A 21,613-nucleotide genomic window follows, 5' to 3' on the forward strand; every position below is an offset into this window, starting at 1 on the left:
TGAATGGCTGACCCGCGCATCATCGTCGTGACCGGATGCTCTTCCGGCATCGGCGCTTATTGCGCGCGCGCCCTGAAAGCCGACGGCTGGCGTGTCTTCGCCACAGTACGCAAGGCGGAGGATTTGTCGTCGCTCGAAGCAGACGGCATCGAGGCCGTGCTGATGGACTACACGCAGCCTGAAACGATCTCGGCGCTGGTGGACGCAGTGGCCGAGCGCACTGGCGGCAGGATCGATGCCTTGTTCAACAATGGCGCCTATGGGCAGCCGGGCGCAGTCGAGGATCTCTCCGCGCAGGCCCTGCGCGACCAGTTCGAGACCAATGTCTTCGGCTGGCACGAACTGACCAGGCTGGTCATTCCCTTCATGCGCCGGCGCGGCCAGGGTCGCATCGTCCAATGCTCCTCGATCCTCGGCCTCGTACCCTACCGCTATCGCGGCGCTTACACGGCCTCGAAATTCGCGCTCGAAGGCCTGAGCATCACCTTGCGCATGGAGCTGCAGGGAAGCGGCATTCATGTGAGCCTGATTGAGCCGGGACCCATCACCAGCCGCTTCACCACAAACGCGCTGGCGAAGATCAAAGAACATATCGACCTGGAAAACTCGCCCCATGCGGTCGAATACCGCCGGCAGCTCGCCCGCCTTGAAGGCTCAGGCCCGGTCAACCGCCACAAGCTTGGCCCCGAAGCGGTCTACGCAGCATTGAAACGTGCATTGAACTCGAAAAATCCGAAGCCACATTATCCTGTAACGATTCCGGCTAAACAGGGCATATTGTTGAAGAGGCTGCTTCCGTCCGACCTCTTCTACCGCCTGATGCGCTGGACGGACTGAAAAGAAAAGAGACTGCCATGTCCACAGTCACCTACGTCATTGCGATCATCGTCATGGGCCTCGTCGCCCTCGTGCTGATCCGCGGCCTGTTCAACATGATGAAGGGTGGCGATCCGAACCTTTCCAACAAGCTGATGCAGCTGCGCGTGCTGCTGCAGGCAATCGCCGTCATCCTGATCATGCTGACGCTCTGGTTGACCGGTGGCGGACGCCCGAGCTGATCCGAAAGCCGTCAATGGTAAAGCTCAACAAGATCTACACCAGAACCGGCGATGACGGCACGACCGCGCTCGTCTCCGGCCCGCGACGTGCCAAGCATGACCTGCGTGTCGAAGCCTACGGCACCATCGACGAAACCAATTCGGTAATCGGCGTCGCAAGGCTGCATACGGCGGACCTGCCCGAACTCGATGCCATGCTGATGCTGATCCAGAACGACCTCTTCGACCTCGGTGCCGATCTGGCTACGCCTGAAACCAACGAGCCGCCGGCTTATGAGCCGCTACGCGTCGTGGAAAGCCAGGTCACCCGGCTGGAACGCGATATCGACAGGCTGAATGCCGATCTCGACCCGCTGAAATCCTTCGTGCTGCCCGGCGGCAGCCCTGCCGCCGCTCATCTGCACCTTGCCCGGACGATGGCGCGCCGTGCCGAACGGCTGATGGTTGCACTTGCCCGCGGCGAGGGAGAGATCGTGGGCGTCGCGGCCCTCAAATATGTCAACCGTCTCTCCGACTTCCTGTTCGTTGCGGCCCGCCATGCAAATGATGGCGGCAAGGCGGATGTGCTTTGGGTTCCCGGAAAAAACAGGTAGGTTCGCAGCCATCACGATCGCCCGGGGGCAGGCTTTCATGTTCATACCGCTGCACGATGCCAATACGCTGAAACATATCAAGGTCCAGTGGGTCACGCTCGGCCTGATGGCGGCAAACATTGCCGCCTGGATCTTCACGGCTGTCGAAAGCGAGCAGGTCGCGCAGGCCGCAACCGTCGGCCTCGGCTATATCCCAGCTATCATCTTCGGCCATGCGATGCTGGCGCCGGGACTGGAGATCGTGCCGGAAGCCGCCACCTACATCACCTATTCCTTCATCCATACGGGCTTCTGGCATCTTGCCGGCAACATGATCTTCCTCTGGGTCTTCGGCGACAATGTCGAGGATGCAATGGGGCATCTGCGTTTCCTCGTCTTCTACCTCGCCTGTGCGGCCGCCGGTGCCCTCTGCCACGGCCTGCTGTCGACGACATCGGAAGCCCCGCTCGTCGGCGCATCCGGGGCGATCTCCGGTGTGGTGGCGGCCTATCTGATGCTGCATCCGCGCGTGCGGGTCTGGGTACTGGTTTTTTTCCGCGTGCCATTGCCGCTACCCGCCTTCATCCCGCTCCTGCTCTGGGTCGGCCAGCAGTTCTTCATGCTGTTGATCGATTCCGACGGCAACGTCTCGTGGGGCGCCCATGTCGGCGGCATCATCGCGGGTGCCCTGCTCATTTTCGTCATGCGCCGGCCGGGCGTGCCGCTGTTCGACCGGCAGATCGTGACGCCGCGCGCCGTCAAGGATCGGCCGATCCCCATTCGCGTCACTGCCTCGGGCATGCCCGTGCCACCGCGCCTGCCCTGGGGCCGAGACAAGCTTTAATATTGACGTGAACGTAAACGTTAATATATTGCCATCCAAATCGACCGGCTGCGTCACGGAAGCGTTGTATTTGGAGGAAAAACGCGTATCCATGTCGCCATTCGACAATCGGAGCGGCGCCCAAGCGCGCATTTTCCCAGAAGTCTCTGTTGAAGGCCCATCTCTGTTCGAAGGAAGGACCCCATGAAAATTCTCGTCCCAGTCAAGCGCGTTGTCGATTACAACGTGAAGATCCGCGTCAAGCCGGATGGATCGGGCGTCGACCTTGCCAACGTCAAGATGTCGATGAACCCGTTCGACGAGATTTCGGTCGAGGAGGCCCTTCGCCTGAAGGAAGCAGGCAAGGCCGAGGAAGTGGTCGTCGTCTCGATCGGCCCTGCCAAGGCCGAGGAAACGCTCCGCACGGCGCTCGCAATGGGCGCCGACCGCGCCATCCTCGTCGAAACCGATGACTCCGTCGAACCGCTCACAGTGGCAAAGATCCTCAAGGGTGTTGCCGACGCCGAAAAGCCGGGCTTGATCATCGTCGGCAAGCAGGCGATCGACGACGATTCCAACCAGACCGGCCAGATGCTGGCAGCCCTCCTCGGCTCCGCCCAGGCGACCTTCGCCTCCAAGATCGCGATCGAGGGCGACAATGCCACCGTTACCCGTGAGATCGACGGCGGCCTGCAGACGATCAAGGTCAAGCTACCCGCGGTCGTCACGACCGACCTGCGCTTGAACGAGCCGCGTTACGCCACCCTGCCGAACATCATGAAGGCGAAGAAGAAGCCCCTCGATAAGAAGAGCCCGGCCGATTTCGGTATTTCCACCGCTCCACGCCTCAAGGTGCTGAAGACGGAAGAGCCGTCCGGCCGCAAGGCGGGCGTCAAGGTGAAGTCGGTCGCCGAGCTTGTCGACAAGCTCAAGAACGAAGCCGGCGTCCTCTAAGGTTCGAGAAAGGAATTACGACCATGGCCATTCTTCTTCTGGCTGACCACGACAACGCAACCCTTTCCGACCAGACCGCCAAGGCCCTGACGGCTGCCGCACAGATTGGCGGAGACATCCACGTTCTCGTCGCCGGCAAGGGCGCAAAGGCCGCCGCCGACGCGGCTGCCAAGCTTTCCGGCGTCTCCAAGGTGCTGCTCGCCGAAAGCGATGAGCTCGCCAACAATCTTGCTGAGCCGCTTGGCGACCTGATCGTCTCTCTGGCCGGCAGCTACGACACGATCGTCGCCGCGGCGACCTCCACTGGCAAGAATGTCATGCCGCGCGTCGCCGCTCTCCTCGATGTCGCCCAGGTCTCCGAAATCACCGAAGTGATTTCGCCGGATACCTTCAAGCGCCCGATCTATGCCGGCAACGCGATCCAGACGGTGCAGGCGACCGACGCCAAGAAGGTCCTCACCGTGCGCACCGCTTCCTTCGCCTCCGCCTCCGAGGGCGGCTCGGCCGCCGTCGAAACAATCCCCGCCGTCTCCGATCCGGGCCTTTCGAACTTCGTGTCCGACGCGCTCTCGGCCTCCGAACGTCCGGAACTGACCTCCGCAAAGATCATCATCTCCGGTGGCCGCGCGCTCGGTTCCGCCGAGAAGTTCAAGGAAGTCATCCTGCCGGTCGCCGACAAGCTCGGTGCAGCCGTCGGCGCCTCGCGTGCCGCTGTCGACGCCGGTTACGCCCCGAACGACTGGCAGGTCGGCCAGACCGGCAAGGTCGTCGCCCCGCAGCTCTACATTGCCTGCGGCATATCGGGCGCCATCCAGCATCTTGCCGGCATGAAGGATTCGAAGGTCATTGTCGCGATCAACAAGGACGAAGAGGCCCCGATCTTCCAGATCGCCGACTATGGACTTGTCGCCGATCTCTTCGACGTTCTGCCGGAGCTCGAAAAAGCCCTCTGATCGGTCAGATTGCCTTCTTTTCGCACTTGCGAATGACTGGAAAATTGTCTTCTATCGGTCTACTACTTTTGCCGGGCGATCTTTCGTCCGGCAATTTCATATAAAAATACCGGCGGCGCGGGGGTGTATGCCGGGCGGGGGTTGGAGATGAGCGCGGTGTTGAAGAATATTGGTATCATTGGTGCGGGCCAGATGGGCTGCGGCATCGCGCATGTTTCGGCCGCCGCAGGATACAAGGTTCATATCTACGATCTGTCGCAGGACCGTATCGAGTCCGGCCTTGCCACCATCAACGGCAATTTTGCGCGTCAGGTGACGAACGGCAAGATGACGGATGAAGAGCGCAGCACAGCGCTTTCCCGCATTACCGGCTCGGCCAATGTCAACGATCTCGCCCCCTCTGATCTCGTGATCGAGGCGGCAACCGAAGATGAAAGCGTCAAGCGCAAGATCTATACTCAGGTCTGTCCGGTACTGAAGCCGGAAGCGATCCTTGCCACCAACACCTCCTCGCTGTCGATCACGCGTCTTGCAGCCGCGACCGACCGTCCCGAGCGTTTCATGGGCATCCACTTCATGAACCCGGTTCCGGTCATGAAGCTCGTGGAACTGGTGCGCGGCATCGCGACTGAGGAAACAACCTTTTCCGCCGCCAGGGAATTCGTCGCATCGCTGGAAAAGACCGTTACGGTCGCCGAGGATTTCCCGGCCTTCATCGTCAACCGCATTCTGCTGCCGATGATCAATGAAGCGATCTATACGCTCTACGAAGGCGTCGGCACGGTCGATGCCATCGATACCGCCATGAAACTCGGCGCCAACCATCCGATGGGACCGTTGCAGCTTGCCGATTTCATCGGCCTCGATACCTGCCTTTCAATCATGCAGGTGCTGCACGACGGCCTCGCCGACAGCAAATACCGCCCGTGCCCGCTTCTGGTGAAATATGTCGAGGCCGGCTGGCTCGGCCGCAAATCCGGCCGCGGCTTCTATGACTATCGCGGCGAAACCCCGGTTCCGACCCGATAAGTCCCTGATCACTAAAATAGGCGAATGGAACAAAGGCTCGCGACATGCTTTCCTGCCGTGAATGGGAGGAAAAATCATGTCGAGCGAATTGCCGATGTTTCTGCTGCAGTGCTGCGTCCTGATCGGACTGGCAGGTGTGTTCCTTATCCGCGGCGCCGGTGACCCCTGAGCCGCGTCCTTACGACCCGATCGCCCCCTTGATCAGCGCCTTGGCATCGTCGCTATCCCATGCGGCCGGACCGTTCATGGCCGAGATCAGGCAACCCTTTTCGTCGAGCAGCAGCGTGACCGGAAGACCGAAGGCAAGTCCTTCCTTTTTCAGGCTATTGAAGACGCCGATCGTATTGTCCCGGTAAAGCTGCAGCGCATCGACACCGATTTCGCTCAGGAACGCCTTCGGCTTCTCATCGTCACCACTATCGATATTGACAGGCACGACCTGGAACTTGTCGCTGCCCATATCCTTCTCCAGCGCGTTCAGTGCCGGCATTTCCTCGCGGCAGGGCACGCACCATGTGGCCCAGAGATTGAGAAGCACGGTCTTGCCGGCGAAATGATCAAGCGTCATCGGCTTGCCGTCAGGGCCGTTGAACGCGACTGTCTGAAGTTTCTTCGGCTGGTTGGCGGCGACCATGGCGGCAACCTGGCCTTTCATGAGGGAGCTCAGGTTAGCACTGCGCTCCTTCGTCAGCGGGCACTCGGCCGAAGCCGTATCGCCGATACCATTGCCAATGCCCGTCTCCTTCACGTATACCGCTGCCGCACCGGCAACGATGCCAGCAACGGCAGCGATTGCGATCAGTTTCACGGACGGCAGGCCGAAGGGTTTTTTCGTCGTCATTTCATTCTCCAGGACGGGCATCTTCCATGGCCGAGGACAACACGGACACCAAATCCTCCAACCAGATGTGGGGCGGACGTTTCGCCTCCGGCCCCGATGCGATCATGGAGGAGATAAATGCCTCGATCGGTTTCGACAAGAAGCTGTTTGCCCAGGACATCCGCGGATCGATCGCCCACGCCACGATGCTCGCCCATCAGGGCATTATTTCCGCCGACGATAAGGACAAGATCGTTCACGGGCTAAACACGATCCTGTCAGAGATCGAAAGCGGCAATTTCGAATTCTCCCGCCAGCTTGAAGACATTCACATGAACGTCGAGGCACGGCTTGCGACCCTGATCGGCCCAGCGGCCGGCCGCCTTCACACGGCCCGTTCGCGCAATGACCAGGTGGCGCTCGACTTTCGCCTCTGGGTGAAGGAAGAATTGCAAAAAACCGAGGCCATGCTGACCGATCTGATCGCAGCCTTCCTCGATCGCGCCGAGGAACATGCAGACAGCGTCATGCCTGGCTTCACGCATTTGCAGACAGCCCAGCCGGTGACCTTCGGCCACCACTGCATGGCCTATGTGGAAATGTTCGGCCGCGACCGCTCGCGTGTTCGCCACGCAATCGAACATCTCGATGAAAGCCCGATCGGTGCGGCAGCGCTCGCCGGCACCGGCTATGCGATCGACCGCCACATGACCGCAAAGGCTCTCGGTTTCCGTGAGCCGACCCGCAACTCGATCGACACCGTTTCCGACCGTGATTTTGCCATCGAGTTCCTGGCGATTGCCGCAATCTGCGCCGTGCATCTGTCGCGTCTTGCAGAAGAGATCGTCATCTGGTCGACGCCGCAATTCGGCTTCGTGCGTCTCTCCGACGCCTTCTCCACCGGCTCCTCGATCATGCCGCAGAAGAAGAACCCGGATGCGGCCGAGCTGGTGCGTGCCAAGACCGGCCGCATCAATGGCTCGCTGATCGCCCTGCTGACGATCATGAAGGGCCTGCCGCTCGCCTATTCCAAGGACATGCAGGAAGACAAGGAACAGGTCTTCGACGCAGCCGAGAGCCTGGAACTTGCGATTGCCGCCATGACTGGCATGGTACGCGACATGACGATCAACACTATCAGAATGAAAGCGGCCGCTGGCTCGGGCTATTCGACTGCGACAGATCTCGCCGACTGGCTGGTGCGCGAGGCGGGTCTTCCCTTCCGCGACGCCCACCATGTCACCGGCCGCGCCGTGGCCCTTGCCGAAAGCAGGGGCTGCGATCTGTCGGAGCTTCCGCTCGCCGATCTGCAGGGGATCAATCCCGCCATTACCGACAAGGTCTATGACGTGCTGACGGTCGAAGCTTCGGTCGCCAGCCGCAAGAGTTTTGGCGGCACCGCACCTTCGGAAGTCAGGAAGCAGATCGCCTATTGGCGCGCGCGCAATTAAGGCATTTCCGGGCGAAATGGAGAACGGTCTCCCGCCCGGAAACACGCACTGGACAAAGCGTCAACAATCGGGGTGCACAAGGCTGTCAAACTTCGCTATGAAGATGCCAGTCAGTGCCCGCCCAGTGTCCGATACGAGGATATCCATGCAGACCAGCTTGCCGCATTTCATCCGCCTTACGGTGGTTTTTGCCGTCATCGGCCTCGCCGTTGCCGGGTGCGGCCGCAAGGGTGACCTCGATCCGCCGAGCGCAAACGCGACAAAGGGCGGCGATGTTTCCAAACCGACGCAACGGCCAGGCTCCGTCGACAAGCCCTTTATTCTCGATCCCCTTCTCTAAGGCCGGACTCCAGTGAACCATTTCCAGTATCGCGACGGCATTCTCTACGCCGAGAACGTTCCCGTTCCCGAGATCGCCAAAGCGGTCGGTACGCCCTTCTACGTCTATTCGACTGCAACGCTCGAGCGCCATTACCGCGTCTTCGCCGACGCCTTCGGCGATGTCGATTCCATGGTCTGCTACGCAATGAAGGCAAATTCGAACCAGGCCGTGCTGAAAACGCTCGGCCGGCTCGGTGCCGGCATCGACGTGGTTTCCGAAGGCGAACTGCGCCGCGCGCTTGCCGCGGGAATTCCCGCCAACCGCATCATGTTCTCCGGCGTCGGCAAGACACCGAATGAGATGGACTACGCACTCGAAGCCGGTATCTACTGCTTCAACGTCGAATCCGAACCGGAACTCGAAGTTCTCAACCAGCGTGCCGTGCGCGCCGGCAAGAAGGCGCCTGTTTCCTTCCGCATCAATCCGGATGTCGACGCCCGTACCCATGCGAAGATTTCGACAGGCAAGAAGGAAAACAAGTTCGGCATCTCCTGGGAGCGCGCCCGCACGATCTATGCTCGCGCCGCCAGCCTGCCCGGGATCGAGGTTACCGGCATCGACATGCATATCGGCAGCCAGATCACTGAGCTGCAGCCCTTCGACGATGCGTTCAAGCTGTTGCACGATCTGGTCGACACGTTGCGCGCCGATGGTCACGATATCCATCACGTCGATATCGGCGGCGGTCTCGGCATCCCCTATAAGGACGACAACAACCCGCCGCCCTCGCCGGAAGCCTATGCCGCCGTCGTCAAGAACCAGCTTCGCTCTCTGAACTGCAAGATCGTCACTGAGCCGGGCCGCCTGCTCGTCGGCAATGCCGGTATCCTCGTCACCGAGGTCATCTATTTGAAGGACGGCGGCGAAAAGACCTTCGTGGTCGTTGACGGCGCGATGAACGACCTCATCCGTCCGACACTCTACGAGGCCTATCATGAGGTCCGCCCCGTGGTGATTTCGGCTGCCAACGCGCCGCGCATCCGGGCCGATGTTGTCGGCCCCGTCTGCGAGACCGGCGATTACCTCGCGCTCGACCGCGAAATGGCGACCCCGAAGCCGGGCGACCTCCTGGCCATCGGCACGGCCGGCGCTTACGGCGCAGTCCAGGCGGGCACCTATAATAGCCGCCTTCTCGTGCCTGAAGTTCTGGTCAAGGGCGACGAGTTCCATGTGATTCGCCCCCGCCGCACCTATTCGGAGCTGATCAGTCTCGATTCCGTCCCGGCCTGGCTGGACTAAAGGTCGCAATCACTTTTTGGCGACCACACGTGAAAAACCGGTATTGAAGGGCCCTCGCCCTCGCCTTCGCCACAAAGAGTGTTATCCTTTTCCTTCGTGAGCGTATTGCCCAGCAATCGCCGGAAGCGCCCTCTGTTCCCTGAACGCCAGATCGCGGAGACCGGATTGATGACAAGCCCCGCAAGGCAGAAGAAAGGCGCATTCGCGCTTCAACCCTCTCTTGCGCGGCTTGTGGCAGCAAAACGTTTCCTCGCGCGGATCGTGCTTCTTGCCGAGCAGGTTCTTCCGCTGCTGGTACCCGCCCTTTCGGTTGTGGCGATTTATCTCTCGGTCTCATGGTTCGGCTTCTTCCGCATCGTACCGGATTGGCTGCGCATCCTCCTCCTGACCGTCTTTGCTGCAGGCTTCCTCGTTTCCCTCCTGCCGTTCCGCAATCTTCGCTGGCCCCGCGTTGTCGACGCCGACCGCATGCTGGAAGAGCGCAATGGCCTGCCGCATCAGCCGGTCATGGTGCAGGAGGATGAGCCCGCCTTCGACACACCCTTCTCCCGCGCCCTGTGGCGTGAACACCAGACGCGCATGGCGCGGAAGATCGCGACATTGGACGCCGGTCTGCCGCGACCCGATATCGCGCGGCACGACCGCTTCGCACTGCGCGCGATTCCGGCACTGCTTGTCGTTACCGCTTTCGGTTATTCGCTGTCCATCAACGGCGGTTCCGTCGCCGATGCATTTGAGCCCGCGCCCGCACAGGTTACGAGCAATCCGGCCGTGCGTATCGACGCCTGGGTGACCCCACCCTCCTATACCGGCCGCGCGCCGATCTATCTGACGGCCGATGGCAGTGAACAGACACCGATCGGCGTTCCGCAGTTTTCCAGCCTGACGGTGCGTGTCAGCGGCGGTCAATCGGACGAGAAGGTGCTGTTCAGGAAGGCCAATGGCGAAAGCCACGAAATTGCTGTTCAGGAAGACACCCGGCCGCAACCGGCCGCAAATGCCAATACCGAACAGCCCTCGGGCGGCGCGCCGGTCGCACCTCAACTGATGGCGCAGACGCACATCATGAAGCTTGAGGAGAACGGCGCACTGCAGGCGAACGGCCGCACCTGGAATTTCGACGTGCTGCCCGACAAGGCCCCGGAAATCGCCTTCGACGGCATGCCGCGCCGCGCCGTCAATGGTGCTCTGGAAATCGGCTTTACGGTGAAGGACGATTACGGCGTGCAAGAGGCTCATGCCGAGATCGTGCCGGTCGAATCCGACCCGGCCGCAACGCCGCTCTATCCGCTGCCGGAATTCCGGCTGGACATTCCCCGCCGCAATGCGCGTGACGGCAAGGGCCTGACGAGCAAGAACCTGACCGAGCATCCGCTGGCCGGCAAACGCGTACGCATCACGCTCGTCGCGAAGGATGCCGCCGGACAGACGGGTCGCAGCCCGCCCTATGAAATGATCATGCCGTCGCGACCCTTCAGCGAGCCGCTGGCTGCAGCCGTCGCCGAAGAGCGCCAGACGTTTGCTCTCGATACTCGCAAGATGAAGGAAGCAATCGCGCTCAACGAAGCCCTGACGATCCGGCCCGAGGAGACGATCCCGAACACCACCCATTTCCTGCTGATAGAGTCCGCGCTGACCCGCATGAAAATCGCCAAAGGTGATGAGCAACTCAAGGATACCGCCCAATATCTCTGGGACATCGCCCTCGGTATCGAGGAAGGGGATCTTTCGCTGGCCGAACGGCGGCTGCGCGACGCCCAGCAGAACCTTGCCGATGCGCTGAACCGCAATGCTCCTGATGCCGAAATCAAGAAGCTGATGGATGAACTGCGCAAGGCGATGCAGGACTACATGAACGAGCTCGCCCAGCGCCTGCAGAACATGCCGATGCAGCCGAACCAGAATGCCCAGAATTTCCTGCGCCAGCAGGATCTGCAGCGCATGATGGACCAGATCGAAAACCTGGCGCGCTCCGGCAATCGTGATGCCGCCCAGCAGATGCTGTCAGAACTGCAGCGGCTGATGAACAATCTGCAGACAGCCCGCCCGCAACGCGGCCAGCAGCAGGAAAACAGCCAGCTGACACAGCAGATGGACAAGCTCGGCAAGATCCTGCGCGACCAGCAGAAGCTGATGGACGAGACCTTCCGCCTCGACCAGCAGCTTCGCGACCGCATGCAGCGCGGTGACCCCAACATGGACGACATGATGCCGGGCGAGGAAGGCCAGCAGCAACAGCAGCAGGGCCAGCAGGAGCAGCAGCAAGGCCAGCAGCCCGGTGACCAGATGACGGCCGAGCAACTGCGTGAAGCATTGAAGCAGTTGCGCTCCCAGCAGGATGCGCTCGGCAAGCAGTTGCAGGAACTGCAGAAGAGCCTCAGCGATATGGGTATGAAGCCTGGCGAAGGCTTCGGTCAGGCGCAGCGGGAAATGGAAGGCGCCGGCCGCGACCTCGGCCAGGGCAACGGCAGCAGCGCTGTGGAAGGCCAGGGACGGGCTCTAGAAGCCCTGCGGCAGGGCGCGCGCGACATGATGAGCCAGATGATGCAGGCACAGCAGGGTCAGCAAGGACAACAGGGACCCAACGGCCAGCTCGGCCAGGGCAACCAGAACGGCCGCGATCCGCTTGGCCGCCCGCGCCAGACCGATCTCGGCCCCGATATGAACAACGATGTGAAGATACCCGACGAGATCGACGTCCAGCGCGCCCGGGAGATTCTCGACGCCATCCGCGAAAAGCTCGGGAATAATCCGACCCAGGCGATCGAGCGTCAATATCTCGAGCGGCTGCTGGATATTCAGTGATGCTGAGAGGAGTGAGGGTAGTTGGCGTGCCTTTTGGGCACGCCGCGCCGCAATATGTTATGCGACCAGGGCGCGCGCCACGGCCTTGCGGATGTCAGGCAAGGCGAACGGTTTCGGCACGACATCGATAATTTTCTCAGCCAGGTCGTCAGCGCGTTCGCGCTGTTCGGCATAACCCGTCATCAGCAGGATTTTCAGCGCCGGAAAGGCATCCTTCGCCTGATGAGCCAGTTCGATGCCGTCCATGACCGGCATCCGGATATCGGAAAGCAGCAGGTCGTAGCTGCCGCCCTTCAGCTTTTCCAGCCCTTCCGCCCCATCGGCGGCTTCATCGGTCTCATGACCGTCAAGGCGTAGTGCCCGGGCTACGAAAGTACGAAGGGAATCCTCGTCTTCCGTGATCAGAATTTTTGCCATCTGTGCATTGCTCCGTCGTCATGCCCCGCGACGGAGATCGCATGCGGTTCCTTTTCGATCGGTAAACATGTCAGGCCGATCGACGGAATGGTTAACAAGCCGTCTTGAAGCAGGACGGCTTATGCGTCACCGGTAACCACGCCGACGAAGGGCAGCTCGCGGAAGGCATAGGCGACATCCATGCCGTAGCCGACCACGAAATAGTCGGGGCATTCGAAGCCGACATAGTCCGCTTCCAGTTCTTCCTTGCGCTTCACGCGCTTGTCGAGCAGCACGGCGATCGTCACGTTGCGCGCACCGCGCTCATAGAGCAGCTCTTTGGCAAACCGCAGCGTACGGCCGGATTCAAGAATGTCGTCGATCAGCAGGACATCGCGGGCCTTCACGTCGCTGTCGATATCCTTGACGATGCGCACGCCCTGCGAAACCGTGCCCGCGCCATAGCTCGAAAGCGTGATGAATTCGACCTCGGGAGCAAGGCCGGTATCATGCAGGGCGCGCAGCAGATCGGCCGCAAAAATGAAGGAACCCTTGAGCACGGCGATGACCAGCAGGTCCTTGGTCGGACCGGCTGCGATATCCTGCGCCAGGGAATGATTGCGCTCGGCGATCTGCTCGGCAGTGAAGAGCGGTTCGATGTTTTTTCCGCGCACGACAGGCATAAAGGCTTGCTCCGTAAAATGAAGGGTAAGCCGTTAGCACATTAATCCCGGCGAAACACCCCGCAGAAGCAGGTTTTCCCGTCGATCAACCCAAAAACGCCCTTGGCGCTCAGGGCATGAAGGAAAGCCGCAGATCCGGCACCTTGCCGCCGACATGCTGCACACGGGCTGAAAAGCCACGGCTCTGACCTGCATAAATGGCATCGGCCGGTGGCTCGATGACGATACTGGCGGTCAATCTGTCGTCGGCGACGAGATCGGCGCGGATCGGCTTGACCTGCTGCGTCACGCCGCTGTCGTTCTCGATGATGCCATTGATCAGCAGGATGCGCATGCCATTGGCGTCGCGTGGGGTAATCGTCACATGCGAGAAGTGAAGCGCAGCAGCCGGCGGCCCTCCACTTTCCGAAAGAAACGAAAATCCACCGGCAAGTCCGAACACCAGCACGAAGAGCGAGGCGACCAGTGCAGCAAAGCCCTGCAGCGACGCCTGTTGTAGCCAGACCTCAATGTTGCGCACGACCGCGGTGACGGTAGAAAGCGGCATTGGAGGTTGGTCCCTGGGCGGGACGCTGCGACGGGGATTGTGGCTCGTATCGCGGGCATTGCCGGACCCACCTTGCTGCCGTGCCTTGCCGACAACAACGAACTCGGCATCGGCAACGTCATCTCTGCGCGGCATGCGCCGAGGCTGGCGAATAACCGGATCCGGCGGCAGAAAATCATAGGTCTGGCCGGCGGCCTGTCTTCTGAAGTAGGATGCTTCCATGGTGGCGACCTCTCGGATGTCCACATGGTTTCGCTGCCCAAAACAATCTTGGCATTGAAACGAATCCAGCCCAGTCGTAAATTTCAATGGTTAATGCTTCGCAAAGATCGCCATCAAACGGGCGTCTTTCCGGCAAAATTTACCCGCTGTTAACGGTGTTGGTTAACAAGTCATGCGGTGAAACCACGAAAGACTGAGCTGCCCCGTTGATCCATTTCGAGAATGTCGGTTTGCGATATGGTATGGGCCCGGAAATCCTCCGGGACCTGACTTTCGACATCCCGAAAAAGTCCTTCCAGTTTCTGACTGGCCCGTCCGGCGCCGGCAAGACCACGCTCCTGCGCCTGCTCTTCATGTCGCTGCAGCCGACCCGCGGCCTGATCCGCATGTTCGGGCGCGACATATCCGAGATCCCGCGGCCCGAGCTGCCGCTGCTGCGCCGCCGGGTCGGCATCGTCTTTCAGGATTTCCGCCTTCTCGACCATCTGACGACCTATGAGAATGTGGCCCTGCCGCTACGCGTGCGCGGCAAGGATGAGAGCACCTACAAGACCGATGTGCTGGAACTTTTGAAATGGGTCGGCCTCGGCGAACGCATCAACGTGTTGCCACCAGTGCTCTCGGGCGGTGAGAAGCAGCGCGCGGCAATCGCCCGCGCACTGATGGACCGGCCGGAAGTGCTGCTTGCCGACGAACCGACCGGCAATGTCGATCCGCCGATGGCCAAGCGCCTGCTGAACCTCTTCATGGAGCTCAATCGCCTAGGCACCGCGGTGGTGATTGCCACTCACGATCTCTCGCTGATGGACCAGGTGGAAGCCCGCCGCATGATCCTCTCGGAAGGGCATCTCGATATTTATGACTAAACCGCCCACCAGGACCCGCGCAAAGGCGCCTGCCGCTGCCCCTGCCCAGCAGCCCAAGCGGCCGGAGATGCGCGTGCGCCCCACGGCACCGATCCTGCCGCCATCGAACATCCAGGGCAATGCACTGATGGTTGTCATCGCCATCATGGCATTCCTTGCCTGCCTGACACTCGGTGGCGTCAGCATGGTCCGTTCGACTGCAGCAAGCTGGGAAAGCCAGATCTCCCGCGAAGTCACCATTCAGATCAAGCCCGACGATAACTTGGACATGGAAAAGGCCCTCGTTCAGGCCCGCGATATCGCGCTCACCTTCGTCGGCACGAAGAGCGGTCAAATCGTCGATGAAGCCGCCACTGCTCGCCTTCTGGAGCCGTGGCTCGGCAGCGGTCTGGACATCAAGGAACTTCCCGTGCCGCGTCTGGTGATCATCACCATCGACGAGAGCCATCCACCCGACTTTGCGGCGATGCGCGATCTTCTGAAGGAAAGTATCCCGCAAGCCTTCCTTGATGACCACCGTACCTGGGTGGACCGGCTGGTTGCCATGGCCCGCACGACGGTCATGATCGGCACCGGCATTCTGCTACTTGTTTTCGCAGCCATGGTACTGACGGTGGTCTTTGCCACGCGCGGCGTACTTTCCGGCAATCGCCACATCGTCGAAGTCCTGCATTTCGTCGGTGCCGAGAGCTCGTTCGTCGCGACGGAATTCCAGAAGCATTTCCTGAAAATCAGCCTCAAGGGTTCGGCAATCGGCAGTGCGCTGGCCGCCCTCTTTTTTGCCGGCGCCGGCTTCTTGCAGAGCAAGACGATCGCCACGCCAGAGACCGATCAGGCAACGGCCCTCTTCGGCACTTTTTCGGTCGGTGCCCTCGGCTATCTCGGCATCTTGGCGACGATGATCGTGATTGCGTTGCTCACGACGTTGACGGCGCGGCTCACTGTCATGCGCACGATCTATGAAATCGATACATTGCGTTCCGATCCGACGCGCGCGGACGGCATCGTGAATTAGTCGCAGCATGCCGATTTGCCATGAAAGCGTCTGTTCTGCGCCGCAATCAGCGTATAATCACGACTCATGACGATGGGCCATACGACACGCAATCCGATTCGCCCGGACCCGGAGATTGAACGCCCCGAGAGCGTCTCGGCGCGGCGTAGCCCCATCCGTCGCGTCTTGCGTTGGACGGGCTTTTCCTGCGTGTTGATTGCTGCGCTGATCTTCGGCGGTTTTTTGCGTTTTGCCGATTCGGTGACGACCCTGAAGCCTCCAGCCGAGCCGCGGGCGGACGCGATCATCGTGCTGACCGGGGGCTACCAGCGTATCGATCAAGCCGTCGAGCTCCTGCAAAAAGGTGCAGGCAAGCGGTTGCTGATCTCCGGCGCGCATCCCTCCACCACGCCGGCGCAGATCCGCAGGATGACCCAAGGCTCTGCCGATCTCTTTTCCTGCTGTGTCGACATAGGCTACGACGCGCTCGATACGATCGGCAATGCGGAGGAGGCGTCGAACTGGATTCATGCCAGGGGCTATAAGAGCATCCTCGTCGTCACCAACAACTACCACATGCCGCGCAGCCTCGCCGAACTCGCCTATGTCGATCCCGACACCCAATTCATCGCCTATCCCGTCGTCAATTCCGATCTGAAGACACGCGATTGGTTCACTGATCCGAACGCCTTGCGCGTCATGCTGGCCGAATACGCCAAGGTACTGTTGGCCGGTGCACGCAACATTGTCGGCCTGCGCCATACGGGCCTGCGTTCCGCCAGCCTGGCGGGCCAAAGCTGAGACTTTTGCGCGCTCAGGCAATCAGACGCTTTTTCCGACGGGCAATATCGTGTAGGCCGGTCCCGTGACCGTGCCTCGGGAAAGTTTCATGATCGCCCTGCGTTCCGTTCTGTTCAACACGATCTTCTATGCAAACCTCATCCTGCGGATGATCGTGCTCTCCCCGATCTACTTCATCATTCCGCGCAAGCTCGCCTACAGCGTTCCCAAGAACTGGGCGCGCTCGAACCACTGGCTGATGCGGGTGATCGTGGGAACGACCTTCGAGATCGAGGGCATCGAGAACCTGCCTCACGGCAGCTACATCATTTCGCCGAAGCATCAGTCCTTCTGGGATACATATGCGCTGCTGCCCAACCTCGACGATCCGGTCTACATCCTCAAGCGCGAACTCATGTGGATCCCGCTCTTCGGCTGGTATGCCAAGAAGCAGCGAATGATTCCGGTCGACCGCGGTGCCCGCGGCAAGGTGATGGTCGAGGTTCTGAAACGCACCAAGGAAGAGCTTGCCACCGGCCGCCAGCTCATCATCTACCCTGAGGGCACACGCCGCCCACCAGGTGCCGAGCCACTGTACAAATACGGCATCGCCCGCATGTACCGCGACCTGCAGCTGCCGGTCGTACCCATCGTAATGCATCCTGGTCTGTTCTGGCCGCGCCGCAGTACCATGCGCTATCCCGGTCACTTCAAGGTACAGATCCTGCCGCCCATCATGCCCGGCATGGATCCTGACGCCTTCTTCGCCCATCTGATCGACGTGACGGAAAGCGCCAGCGATCAGCTCCTGATCGACACGGTCGAACGCAACCCGCATGTGCCGTTGCCGCCGACAGCGGCAGAACGGCTGGCCGAGTTGCGCAAGGCAAAAGCGGTCACGGCTTAAGCCGCAGCCCGCAGCCGCGTGACTTCCTCTGCCACCTGCTCCAGCCACTGGTCGCGAATACCCATCTCCTTGAGATGCGCGAGCGTGTTGAAGACATAGGCATCGTTCGGCCCCGACTGGCCTACTGATACGTTGACGACACGTGCCGCAGCGAATGCGTCGAGTGCGCCGGCATATTGCTCATGGGCGCGATCGACCACATAGGCGACAGCCCGCGCGCTGCGGCCATCCGGAAGCTGCAGCGGCAGATGCCGTTCGAGATAGACATTGGTGACGAGTTCGCGGGCGCGCAGGTAGTCGATCACTTCATCCCACTTATCCGGCGCCACGCGAAAAGCCATGCCGCGGCAGGCACCGCCTCTGTCGAGGCCGAGAACGAGACCGGGGGTTTCCCGGCTGCCGCGATGCACGAAGGAGCGGACGCAAAGAGAGCGCCGATAGCCGTAAACCAGGGCTTGCGATCGCTCGACGAATTCGAAGCCCGGATTCCACATCAACGAGCCGTAGCCAAATACCCAAAATTCGTCCATATCGCACGCCAGATCAAATCAGATTTCGCTCTCACCATTGGAGAACATCATGGCAGCGTCAAGCCAATCCGGCAGCGGCCAATATAACAGCGGTAAGAAATTCTGGTTGCTGGGCGGCGCTATCCTTCTAGTGATCGCTCTCTATACGGGCGGCTGGTTCTACGCAGCCTCTGCGCTGAAACAGACAGTGCTGAGCGCGATTGCTCCCCGCGCAGACACCGGCGTCAGCGGCGAGTGCTCCGATATCGAATTCCGCGGCTTTCCTTTCCGCATCGGACTTTTCTGCTCCAAGGTGGATGTGGACGACAACGTCAACGGCATCTCGGCCACCTTCGGCGCGCTTCGTTCTGCTGCCCAGGTCTATGCCCCCGGCCATATCGTCTGGGAACTCGACTCGCCGGCTGAAATCCGTACCGCGCAGGGCCTGACCATCAATGCCCAATGGGACAATCTGCAATCGAGCCTCGTCACCAAGGCGCAGGGCATCGACCGCACCTCGACCGTTATCAACGGGCTGAAGGCCGTCACCATCTCGTCCTTTACCGGACAGACCGTCAATTTCGATGCCGCCCGCACCGAAATCCACCTGCGGCAGAACGGAGCGGATCTTGACGGCGCGATCTCGGTCGAAAACGCCAATGCGATCCTCAAGGACTGGCCGCAGATCTTCCCGAAATTCTCCGCCAGCGCCGACCTGACGCTGATTGGAAAGGCCGGCATGATCGACGGCACTGACGAACAAGGCATCCACGGCACTCAGGGCCAACTCCGCCGCATCGTCGCCGACATCGGCGATGGCAAGGTGATGACCGTCTCCGGCCCCTTCACCTTCGACGAGAACGGCTTCCTGTCCGGCAAGTTCAAGCTGGAGATCGAACAGCTCGGGCCCTGGGGCAAAACCATCAAAGAGGCCTTCCCCGATATCGCCTCGACGGTCGATACGGCAACCAAGCTATTGAAGGCGCTTGCCGGCGGAGGCGACAAGGTGTCGGTCGATCTCGTCGTCGATCACGGAAATGCGACGGTGAGCGGCTTTATCCCTCTCGGCAAGATCCCACCGGTTTAATCGAGCTTCTTGAGAAAGAAGACCTCGGGCACCAGTTGAATGCCGGGCAGTTCGATCGAACCGGTTTCAGAAAAGCCGTTACGGCGATGCCAATCCTGCGGACGGCTTTCATCGCACTCGCTCGAGGTCATCAAAAGGCGCGCGCCGCTGTCGCGCATTTCCTTTTCCCAGATGAGAAACAGCGCCGTGCCGACGCCAGACCGGCGATGGCCATCCAGGACGAGGATCATCTCCATATAGGGGATCCTGCCCCAGAAGCGGGAGAAGCGCAGGAAGCCGACGATCTCGCCCTCTTCGCGGGCAATCAGATATTCGCCGAGGTCGATGCAACGCGAAACCCAGGTTTCGCCAACGCGATGATCCTCGCGAAGCAGCCACTCCTTGTCCGACTGGCCAGCCTTGGCGATCTCCACCATGACTATTTCTTTTCCAGCGGGTGCGGGCGGCCGAAGTCCGGCGCATCCACATCCTGGCCTGCCTGGACGATCGAGCGGCGGATGGCGCGGGTGCGAGTAAACAATTCGAAAATCTTGTCGCCTTCACCCCAGCGGATTGCCCGCTGCAGATAGGCGAGGTCTTCCGAGAATCGTGCCAGCATTTCCAGGATCGCGTCGCGATTATGCAGGCAGACATCGCGCCACATCGTCGGGTCGGATGCGGCAAGTCGGGTAAAATCGCGAAAGCCGGAGGCGGAATATTTGATGACTTCCGATTCCGTCACCGTCTCCAGATCGTCGGCCGTGCCAACGATATTGTAGGCTATGAGGTGCGGGAGATGCGAGACGATAGCGAGCACCTTGTCGTGATGCTGGGCGTCCATTTCGTCTACTCGGGAGCCAAATGTTTCCCAGAAATTGCGCAGCGTCTTCAGCGCTGTCGGATCAGTTCCTTCGAGCGGCGTCAGGATGCACCAGCGCCCTTCGAAAAGGCCCGGAAATCCGGCGTCCGGACCGGACTTTTCCGTACCGGCAATCGGGTGACCAGCAATGAAATGCACGTGGTCAGGCATGTGCGGCTGCATCTGCGCGATAACAGACGCCTTGGTCGAGCCGACATCTGTGACGATGGCGCCGCGCTTCAACGTGCCGGCAATTTCCTTCGCCACACTTTCGGAGGCACCGACCGGCACCGAAACGATGACAAGATCGGCATCCTTGACCGCTTCGGCCGAGGAGGTCGTATAGCGGTTTCCAAGACCAAGCTCCTCGGCCCGCTTCAGCGTCTCTGCACTGCGCGTGGCGATGACCACTTCCTTGGCCAAGCCCAGACGTTTGATGTCGTGAGCGAGCGAAGAGCCGATCAGGCCGATGCCGATGAGGGTGATGCGATCAAACTGCACAGTCATGCCTTGCGTCCCATGAATTCGCCAAGTGCTTCGATGACGCCGCGATTGGCCTCTTCCGGACCGACGCTCATGCGCAGCGCATTGGCGAAGCCATAGCCGCGCACCGCACGCAGAATATAACCGCGGCTGGTCAGGAATTCATCGGCATCCGCTGCGCGCCTTCCATCCACATCGGGAAAATGGATGAGAACGAAATTGGTCACCGAGGGCGTGACCTTGAGGCCGAGCGCCTGAAATGCATCCGTGAGCTTCTCGATCCACATCCGGTTGAAGGACACGGCCTCCTGAATGAAAGCCTGGTCGCGGATCGCCGCGGCCCCCGCCGCAATGGCCGGCGCATTCATGTTGAACGGCCCGCGCACGCGGTCCAGTGCATCGACGATCGCCGCCGGCGCGTACATCCAGCCGATACGCAAGGAAGCAAGGCCATAAGCCTTCGAGAATGTGCGGGTCATCACGACATTGGCATTCGAGGAAACGACTTCGATACCGGATTCGTAATCGTTGCGGCGGACATATTCCGCGTAAGCCGCATCGAGCACGAGCATGACATGCTGCGGCAGCCCAGCCTGCAGACGGCGGATTTCGCTGACCGGGACATAGGTTCCGGTCGGATTGCCGGGATTGGCGATGAAGACGATTTTCGTCCTCTCAGTCACCGCCGCAAGGATCGCGTCGACATCGACCGTATGATCCTTTTCCTTGACCACGACAGGCGTCGCTCCCGCCGCCATGGACTGGATCTTGTAGATGAGGAAACCGTGTTCGGTGACGATGCTCTCGTCGCCGGTGCCGAGATAGACATGGCAGAGCAGCGCAAGCAGCTCATCGGAGCCGTTGCCGCACAGAATATTTGCCGGGTTGAGGCCATGCACTGAAGCAATCGCCTCGCGCAGCTCACGAGCCTGTCCATCCGGATAACGCTCGAGATTGCCTGCGGCTGCCTTGAATGCCTCGATTGCCTTGGGGCTGGCGCCAAGCGGCGTCTCGTTGGAGGAGAGCTTGTAGACGCGGGCGACACCCGGCGCATGTTCCTTGCCCGGCACGTAGGCAGCGATATCAAGAATACCGGGACGCGGAACGGGTTTGCTCATCTCAATGCTCACGGATCGACCTTCGAAATCGCCGGAAAGCCGGCGAAAGACTCGAGTGGCATTAAAGCGGAATGGCGTTTTTGTCGAGTACTGCGGT

The 21,613-nt window shown here is 60.7% G+C and carries 24 protein-coding genes; 16 read left to right on the forward strand and 8 right to left on the reverse strand.

The window, feature by feature from the left end:
• The first annotated feature begins 3 nt into the window (after positions 1 to 3).
• The 7 genes from FHT93_RS21895 (at position 4) to FHT93_RS21925 (ending at position 5,389) form a co-directional block, all read left to right on the forward strand.
• The gene (locus FHT93_RS21895; RefSeq protein WP_183849463.1) at positions 4 to 837 is read left to right on the forward strand and encodes an SDR family oxidoreductase; all 834 of its coding nucleotides are present in this window, start codon (positions 4 to 6) and stop codon (positions 835 to 837) included.
• Positions 838 to 854: 17 nt separating this feature from the next.
• The gene (locus FHT93_RS21900; RefSeq protein WP_037101578.1) at positions 855 to 1,058 is read left to right on the forward strand and encodes a twin transmembrane helix small protein; all 204 of its coding nucleotides are present in this window, start codon (positions 855 to 857) and stop codon (positions 1,056 to 1,058) included.
• Between the two features lie 14 nt (positions 1,059 to 1,072).
• Complete coding sequence (locus FHT93_RS21905; RefSeq protein ID WP_113115352.1) at positions 1,073 to 1,651, forward strand: cob(I)yrinic acid a,c-diamide adenosyltransferase; 579 nt, start codon at positions 1,073 to 1,075, stop codon at positions 1,649 to 1,651.
• A gap of 37 nt (positions 1,652 to 1,688) precedes the next feature.
• Positions 1,689 to 2,474, forward strand: a complete 786-nt coding sequence (locus tag FHT93_RS21910) for a rhomboid family intramembrane serine protease (protein WP_183849465.1) — start codon at positions 1,689 to 1,691, stop codon at positions 2,472 to 2,474.
• Positions 2,475 to 2,657: 183 nt separating this feature from the next.
• Complete coding sequence (locus FHT93_RS21915) at positions 2,658 to 3,407, forward strand: electron transfer flavoprotein subunit beta/FixA family protein (RefSeq protein WP_112970888.1); 750 nt, start codon at positions 2,658 to 2,660, stop codon at positions 3,405 to 3,407.
• Between the two features lie 23 nt (positions 3,408 to 3,430).
• Positions 3,431 to 4,360 carry an electron transfer flavoprotein subunit alpha/FixB family protein gene (locus FHT93_RS21920; RefSeq protein WP_112545528.1) on the forward strand — a complete coding sequence of 310 codons (930 nt, stop codon included), beginning with the start codon at positions 3,431 to 3,433 and terminating at the stop codon, positions 4,358 to 4,360.
• Positions 4,361 to 4,507: 147 nt separating this feature from the next.
• Complete coding sequence (locus tag FHT93_RS21925; protein ID WP_112545529.1) at positions 4,508 to 5,389, forward strand: 3-hydroxybutyryl-CoA dehydrogenase; 882 nt, start codon at positions 4,508 to 4,510, stop codon at positions 5,387 to 5,389.
• Positions 5,390 to 5,567: 178 nt separating this feature from the next.
• Here the strand turns inward: FHT93_RS21925 and FHT93_RS21930 are convergent, their stop codons facing one another.
• The gene (locus FHT93_RS21930) at positions 5,568 to 6,230 is read right to left on the reverse strand and encodes a TlpA disulfide reductase family protein (protein WP_112545701.1); all 663 of its coding nucleotides are present in this window, start codon (positions 6,228 to 6,230) and stop codon (positions 5,568 to 5,570) included.
• Positions 6,231 to 6,256: 26 nt separating this feature from the next.
• On the opposite strand from FHT93_RS21930, the gene argH reads away from it, so the two are divergent.
• The 4 genes from argH (at position 6,257) to FHT93_RS21950 (ending at position 12,086) form a co-directional block, all read left to right on the forward strand.
• Complete coding sequence (gene argH / locus FHT93_RS21935; RefSeq protein ID WP_183849467.1) at positions 6,257 to 7,660, forward strand: argininosuccinate lyase; 1,404 nt, start codon at positions 6,257 to 6,259, stop codon at positions 7,658 to 7,660.
• 145 nt (positions 7,661 to 7,805) lie between these two features.
• On the forward strand, positions 7,806 to 8,000 hold the full coding sequence (locus FHT93_RS21940; protein WP_112545531.1) for a lipoprotein: 195 nt from the start codon (positions 7,806 to 7,808) through the stop codon (positions 7,998 to 8,000).
• Positions 8,001 to 8,012: 12 nt separating this feature from the next.
• Complete coding sequence (gene lysA, locus FHT93_RS21945) at positions 8,013 to 9,281, forward strand: diaminopimelate decarboxylase (protein ID WP_113013231.1); 1,269 nt, start codon at positions 8,013 to 8,015, stop codon at positions 9,279 to 9,281.
• A 168-nt stretch (positions 9,282 to 9,449) separates the two neighbouring features.
• The gene (locus tag FHT93_RS21950) at positions 9,450 to 12,086 is read left to right on the forward strand and encodes a TIGR02302 family protein (protein ID WP_183849469.1); all 2,637 of its coding nucleotides are present in this window, start codon (positions 9,450 to 9,452) and stop codon (positions 12,084 to 12,086) included.
• 57 nt (positions 12,087 to 12,143) lie between these two features.
• Here the strand turns inward: FHT93_RS21950 and FHT93_RS21955 are convergent, their stop codons facing one another.
• The 3 genes from FHT93_RS21955 to FHT93_RS21965 form a co-directional block, all read right to left on the reverse strand.
• Positions 12,144 to 12,503 (reverse strand): response regulator, encoded by a 360-nt coding sequence (locus FHT93_RS21955; protein WP_112545534.1) that lies wholly within the window; start codon positions 12,501 to 12,503, stop codon positions 12,144 to 12,146.
• Between the two features lie 119 nt (positions 12,504 to 12,622).
• Complete coding sequence (hpt, locus tag FHT93_RS21960) at positions 12,623 to 13,165, reverse strand: hypoxanthine phosphoribosyltransferase (RefSeq protein ID WP_183849471.1); 543 nt, start codon at positions 13,163 to 13,165, stop codon at positions 12,623 to 12,625.
• A gap of 109 nt (positions 13,166 to 13,274) precedes the next feature.
• The gene (locus FHT93_RS21965; RefSeq protein ID WP_183849473.1) at positions 13,275 to 13,934 is read right to left on the reverse strand and encodes a hypothetical protein; all 660 of its coding nucleotides are present in this window, start codon (positions 13,932 to 13,934) and stop codon (positions 13,275 to 13,277) included.
• 206 nt (positions 13,935 to 14,140) lie between these two features.
• Here FHT93_RS21965 and ftsE point away from each other — a divergent pair, with 206 nt between their 5' ends.
• The 4 genes from ftsE to FHT93_RS21985 all read left to right on the forward strand — a co-directional run bounded on the left by ftsE (position 14,141) and on the right by FHT93_RS21985 (position 17,481).
• Complete coding sequence (gene ftsE / locus FHT93_RS21970; RefSeq protein ID WP_007825071.1) at positions 14,141 to 14,800, forward strand: cell division ATP-binding protein FtsE; 660 nt, start codon at positions 14,141 to 14,143, stop codon at positions 14,798 to 14,800.
• Positions 14,793 to 15,815: an ABC transporter permease gene (locus FHT93_RS21975; RefSeq protein ID WP_183849475.1), complete on the forward strand. Its 1,023-nt coding sequence runs from the start codon at positions 14,793 to 14,795 to the stop codon at positions 15,813 to 15,815. Before ftsE ends, FHT93_RS21975 begins: the two co-directional genes overlap by 8 nt.
• Positions 15,816 to 15,881: 66 nt before the next feature.
• A complete protein-coding gene (locus FHT93_RS21980; protein WP_112545538.1) occupies positions 15,882 to 16,595 on the forward strand; it encodes a YdcF family protein in 714 nt (237 codons plus the stop codon).
• Positions 16,596 to 16,683: 88 nt separating this feature from the next.
• On the forward strand, positions 16,684 to 17,481 hold the full coding sequence (locus tag FHT93_RS21985; protein ID WP_112545539.1) for a 1-acyl-sn-glycerol-3-phosphate acyltransferase: 798 nt from the start codon (positions 16,684 to 16,686) through the stop codon (positions 17,479 to 17,481).
• Here FHT93_RS21985 and FHT93_RS21990 read toward each other — a convergent pair.
• Positions 17,478 to 18,011 carry a gamma-glutamylcyclotransferase gene (locus FHT93_RS21990; protein WP_112545540.1) on the reverse strand — a complete coding sequence of 178 codons (534 nt, stop codon included), beginning with the start codon at positions 18,009 to 18,011 and terminating at the stop codon, positions 17,478 to 17,480. The two genes, FHT93_RS21985 and FHT93_RS21990, sit on opposite strands and share 4 nt — an antisense overlap.
• 49 nt (positions 18,012 to 18,060) lie before the next feature.
• On the opposite strand from FHT93_RS21990, the gene FHT93_RS21995 reads away from it, so the two are divergent.
• Positions 18,061 to 19,077, forward strand: coding sequence for a DUF2125 domain-containing protein (locus FHT93_RS21995; protein ID WP_183849477.1), 1,017 nt, complete (start codon positions 18,061 to 18,063; stop codon positions 19,075 to 19,077).
• On the opposite strand, the gene FHT93_RS22000 is transcribed toward FHT93_RS21995, so the two are convergent.
• Genes FHT93_RS22000 through hisC form a run of 3 tightly spaced genes read right to left on the reverse strand, consistent with a single transcriptional unit; the run spans position 19,074 to position 21,516 of the window.
• Positions 19,074 to 19,493, reverse strand: a complete 420-nt coding sequence (locus FHT93_RS22000) for a GNAT family N-acetyltransferase (protein ID WP_183849479.1) — start codon at positions 19,491 to 19,493, stop codon at positions 19,074 to 19,076. The genes FHT93_RS21995 and FHT93_RS22000 overlap by 4 nt on opposite strands.
• Before the next feature lie 2 nt (positions 19,494 to 19,495).
• Positions 19,496 to 20,440 (reverse strand): prephenate/arogenate dehydrogenase family protein, encoded by a 945-nt coding sequence (locus tag FHT93_RS22005; RefSeq protein WP_348649802.1) that lies wholly within the window; start codon positions 20,438 to 20,440, stop codon positions 19,496 to 19,498.
• The gene (gene hisC / locus FHT93_RS22010; RefSeq protein WP_183849483.1) at positions 20,419 to 21,516 is read right to left on the reverse strand and encodes a histidinol-phosphate transaminase; all 1,098 of its coding nucleotides are present in this window, start codon (positions 21,514 to 21,516) and stop codon (positions 20,419 to 20,421) included. Before hisC ends, FHT93_RS22005 begins: the two co-directional genes overlap by 22 nt.
• Positions 21,517 to 21,613: the final 97 nt, after the last annotated feature.

Source organism: Rhizobium sp. BK379 (assembly GCF_014193955.1).
In the GTDB taxonomy this organism is placed as follows: Bacteria; Pseudomonadota; Alphaproteobacteria; order Rhizobiales; family Rhizobiaceae; genus Rhizobium.

Bases quoted from the DNA above. Each gene is read 5' to 3' on its own strand.
- FHT93_RS21895 (WP_183849463.1), top strand. From the start codon at position 4: ATGGCTGACCCGCGCATCATCGTCGTGACCGGATGCTCTTCCGGCATC.
- FHT93_RS21900 (WP_037101578.1), top strand. From the start codon at position 855: ATGTCCACAGTCACCTACGTCATTGCGATCATCGTCATGGGCCTCGTC.
- FHT93_RS21905 (WP_113115352.1), top strand. From the start codon at position 1,073: ATGGTAAAGCTCAACAAGATCTACACCAGAACCGGCGATGACGGCACG.
- FHT93_RS21910 (WP_183849465.1), top strand. From the start codon at position 1,689: ATGTTCATACCGCTGCACGATGCCAATACGCTGAAACATATCAAGGTC.
- FHT93_RS21915 (WP_112970888.1), top strand. From the start codon at position 2,658: ATGAAAATTCTCGTCCCAGTCAAGCGCGTTGTCGATTACAACGTGAAG.
- FHT93_RS21920 (WP_112545528.1), top strand. From the start codon at position 3,431: ATGGCCATTCTTCTTCTGGCTGACCACGACAACGCAACCCTTTCCGAC.
- FHT93_RS21925 (WP_112545529.1), top strand. From the start codon at position 4,508: ATGAGCGCGGTGTTGAAGAATATTGGTATCATTGGTGCGGGCCAGATG.
- FHT93_RS21930 (WP_112545701.1), bottom strand. From the start codon at position 6,230: ATGACGACGAAAAAACCCTTCGGCCTGCCGTCCGTGAAACTGATCGCA.
- argH (WP_183849467.1), top strand. From the start codon at position 6,257: ATGGCCGAGGACAACACGGACACCAAATCCTCCAACCAGATGTGGGGC.
- FHT93_RS21940 (WP_112545531.1), top strand. From the start codon at position 7,806: ATGCAGACCAGCTTGCCGCATTTCATCCGCCTTACGGTGGTTTTTGCC.
- FHT93_RS21950 (WP_183849469.1), top strand. From the start codon at position 9,450: ATGACAAGCCCCGCAAGGCAGAAGAAAGGCGCATTCGCGCTTCAACCC.
- FHT93_RS21955 (WP_112545534.1), bottom strand. From the start codon at position 12,503: ATGGCAAAAATTCTGATCACGGAAGACGAGGATTCCCTTCGTACTTTC.
- hpt (WP_183849471.1), bottom strand. From the start codon at position 13,165: ATGCCTGTCGTGCGCGGAAAAAACATCGAACCGCTCTTCACTGCCGAG.
- FHT93_RS21965 (WP_183849473.1), bottom strand. From the start codon at position 13,934: ATGGAAGCATCCTACTTCAGAAGACAGGCCGCCGGCCAGACCTATGAT.
- FHT93_RS21975 (WP_183849475.1), top strand. From the start codon at position 14,793: ATGACTAAACCGCCCACCAGGACCCGCGCAAAGGCGCCTGCCGCTGCC.
- FHT93_RS21980 (WP_112545538.1), top strand. From the start codon at position 15,882: ATGACGATGGGCCATACGACACGCAATCCGATTCGCCCGGACCCGGAG.
- FHT93_RS21985 (WP_112545539.1), top strand. From the start codon at position 16,684: ATGATCGCCCTGCGTTCCGTTCTGTTCAACACGATCTTCTATGCAAAC.
- FHT93_RS21990 (WP_112545540.1), bottom strand. From the start codon at position 18,011: ATGGACGAATTTTGGGTATTTGGCTACGGCTCGTTGATGTGGAATCCG.
- FHT93_RS21995 (WP_183849477.1), top strand. From the start codon at position 18,061: ATGGCAGCGTCAAGCCAATCCGGCAGCGGCCAATATAACAGCGGTAAG.
- FHT93_RS22000 (WP_183849479.1), bottom strand. From the start codon at position 19,493: ATGGTGGAGATCGCCAAGGCTGGCCAGTCGGACAAGGAGTGGCTGCTT.
- hisC (WP_183849483.1), bottom strand. From the start codon at position 21,516: ATGAGCAAACCCGTTCCGCGTCCCGGTATTCTTGATATCGCTGCCTAC.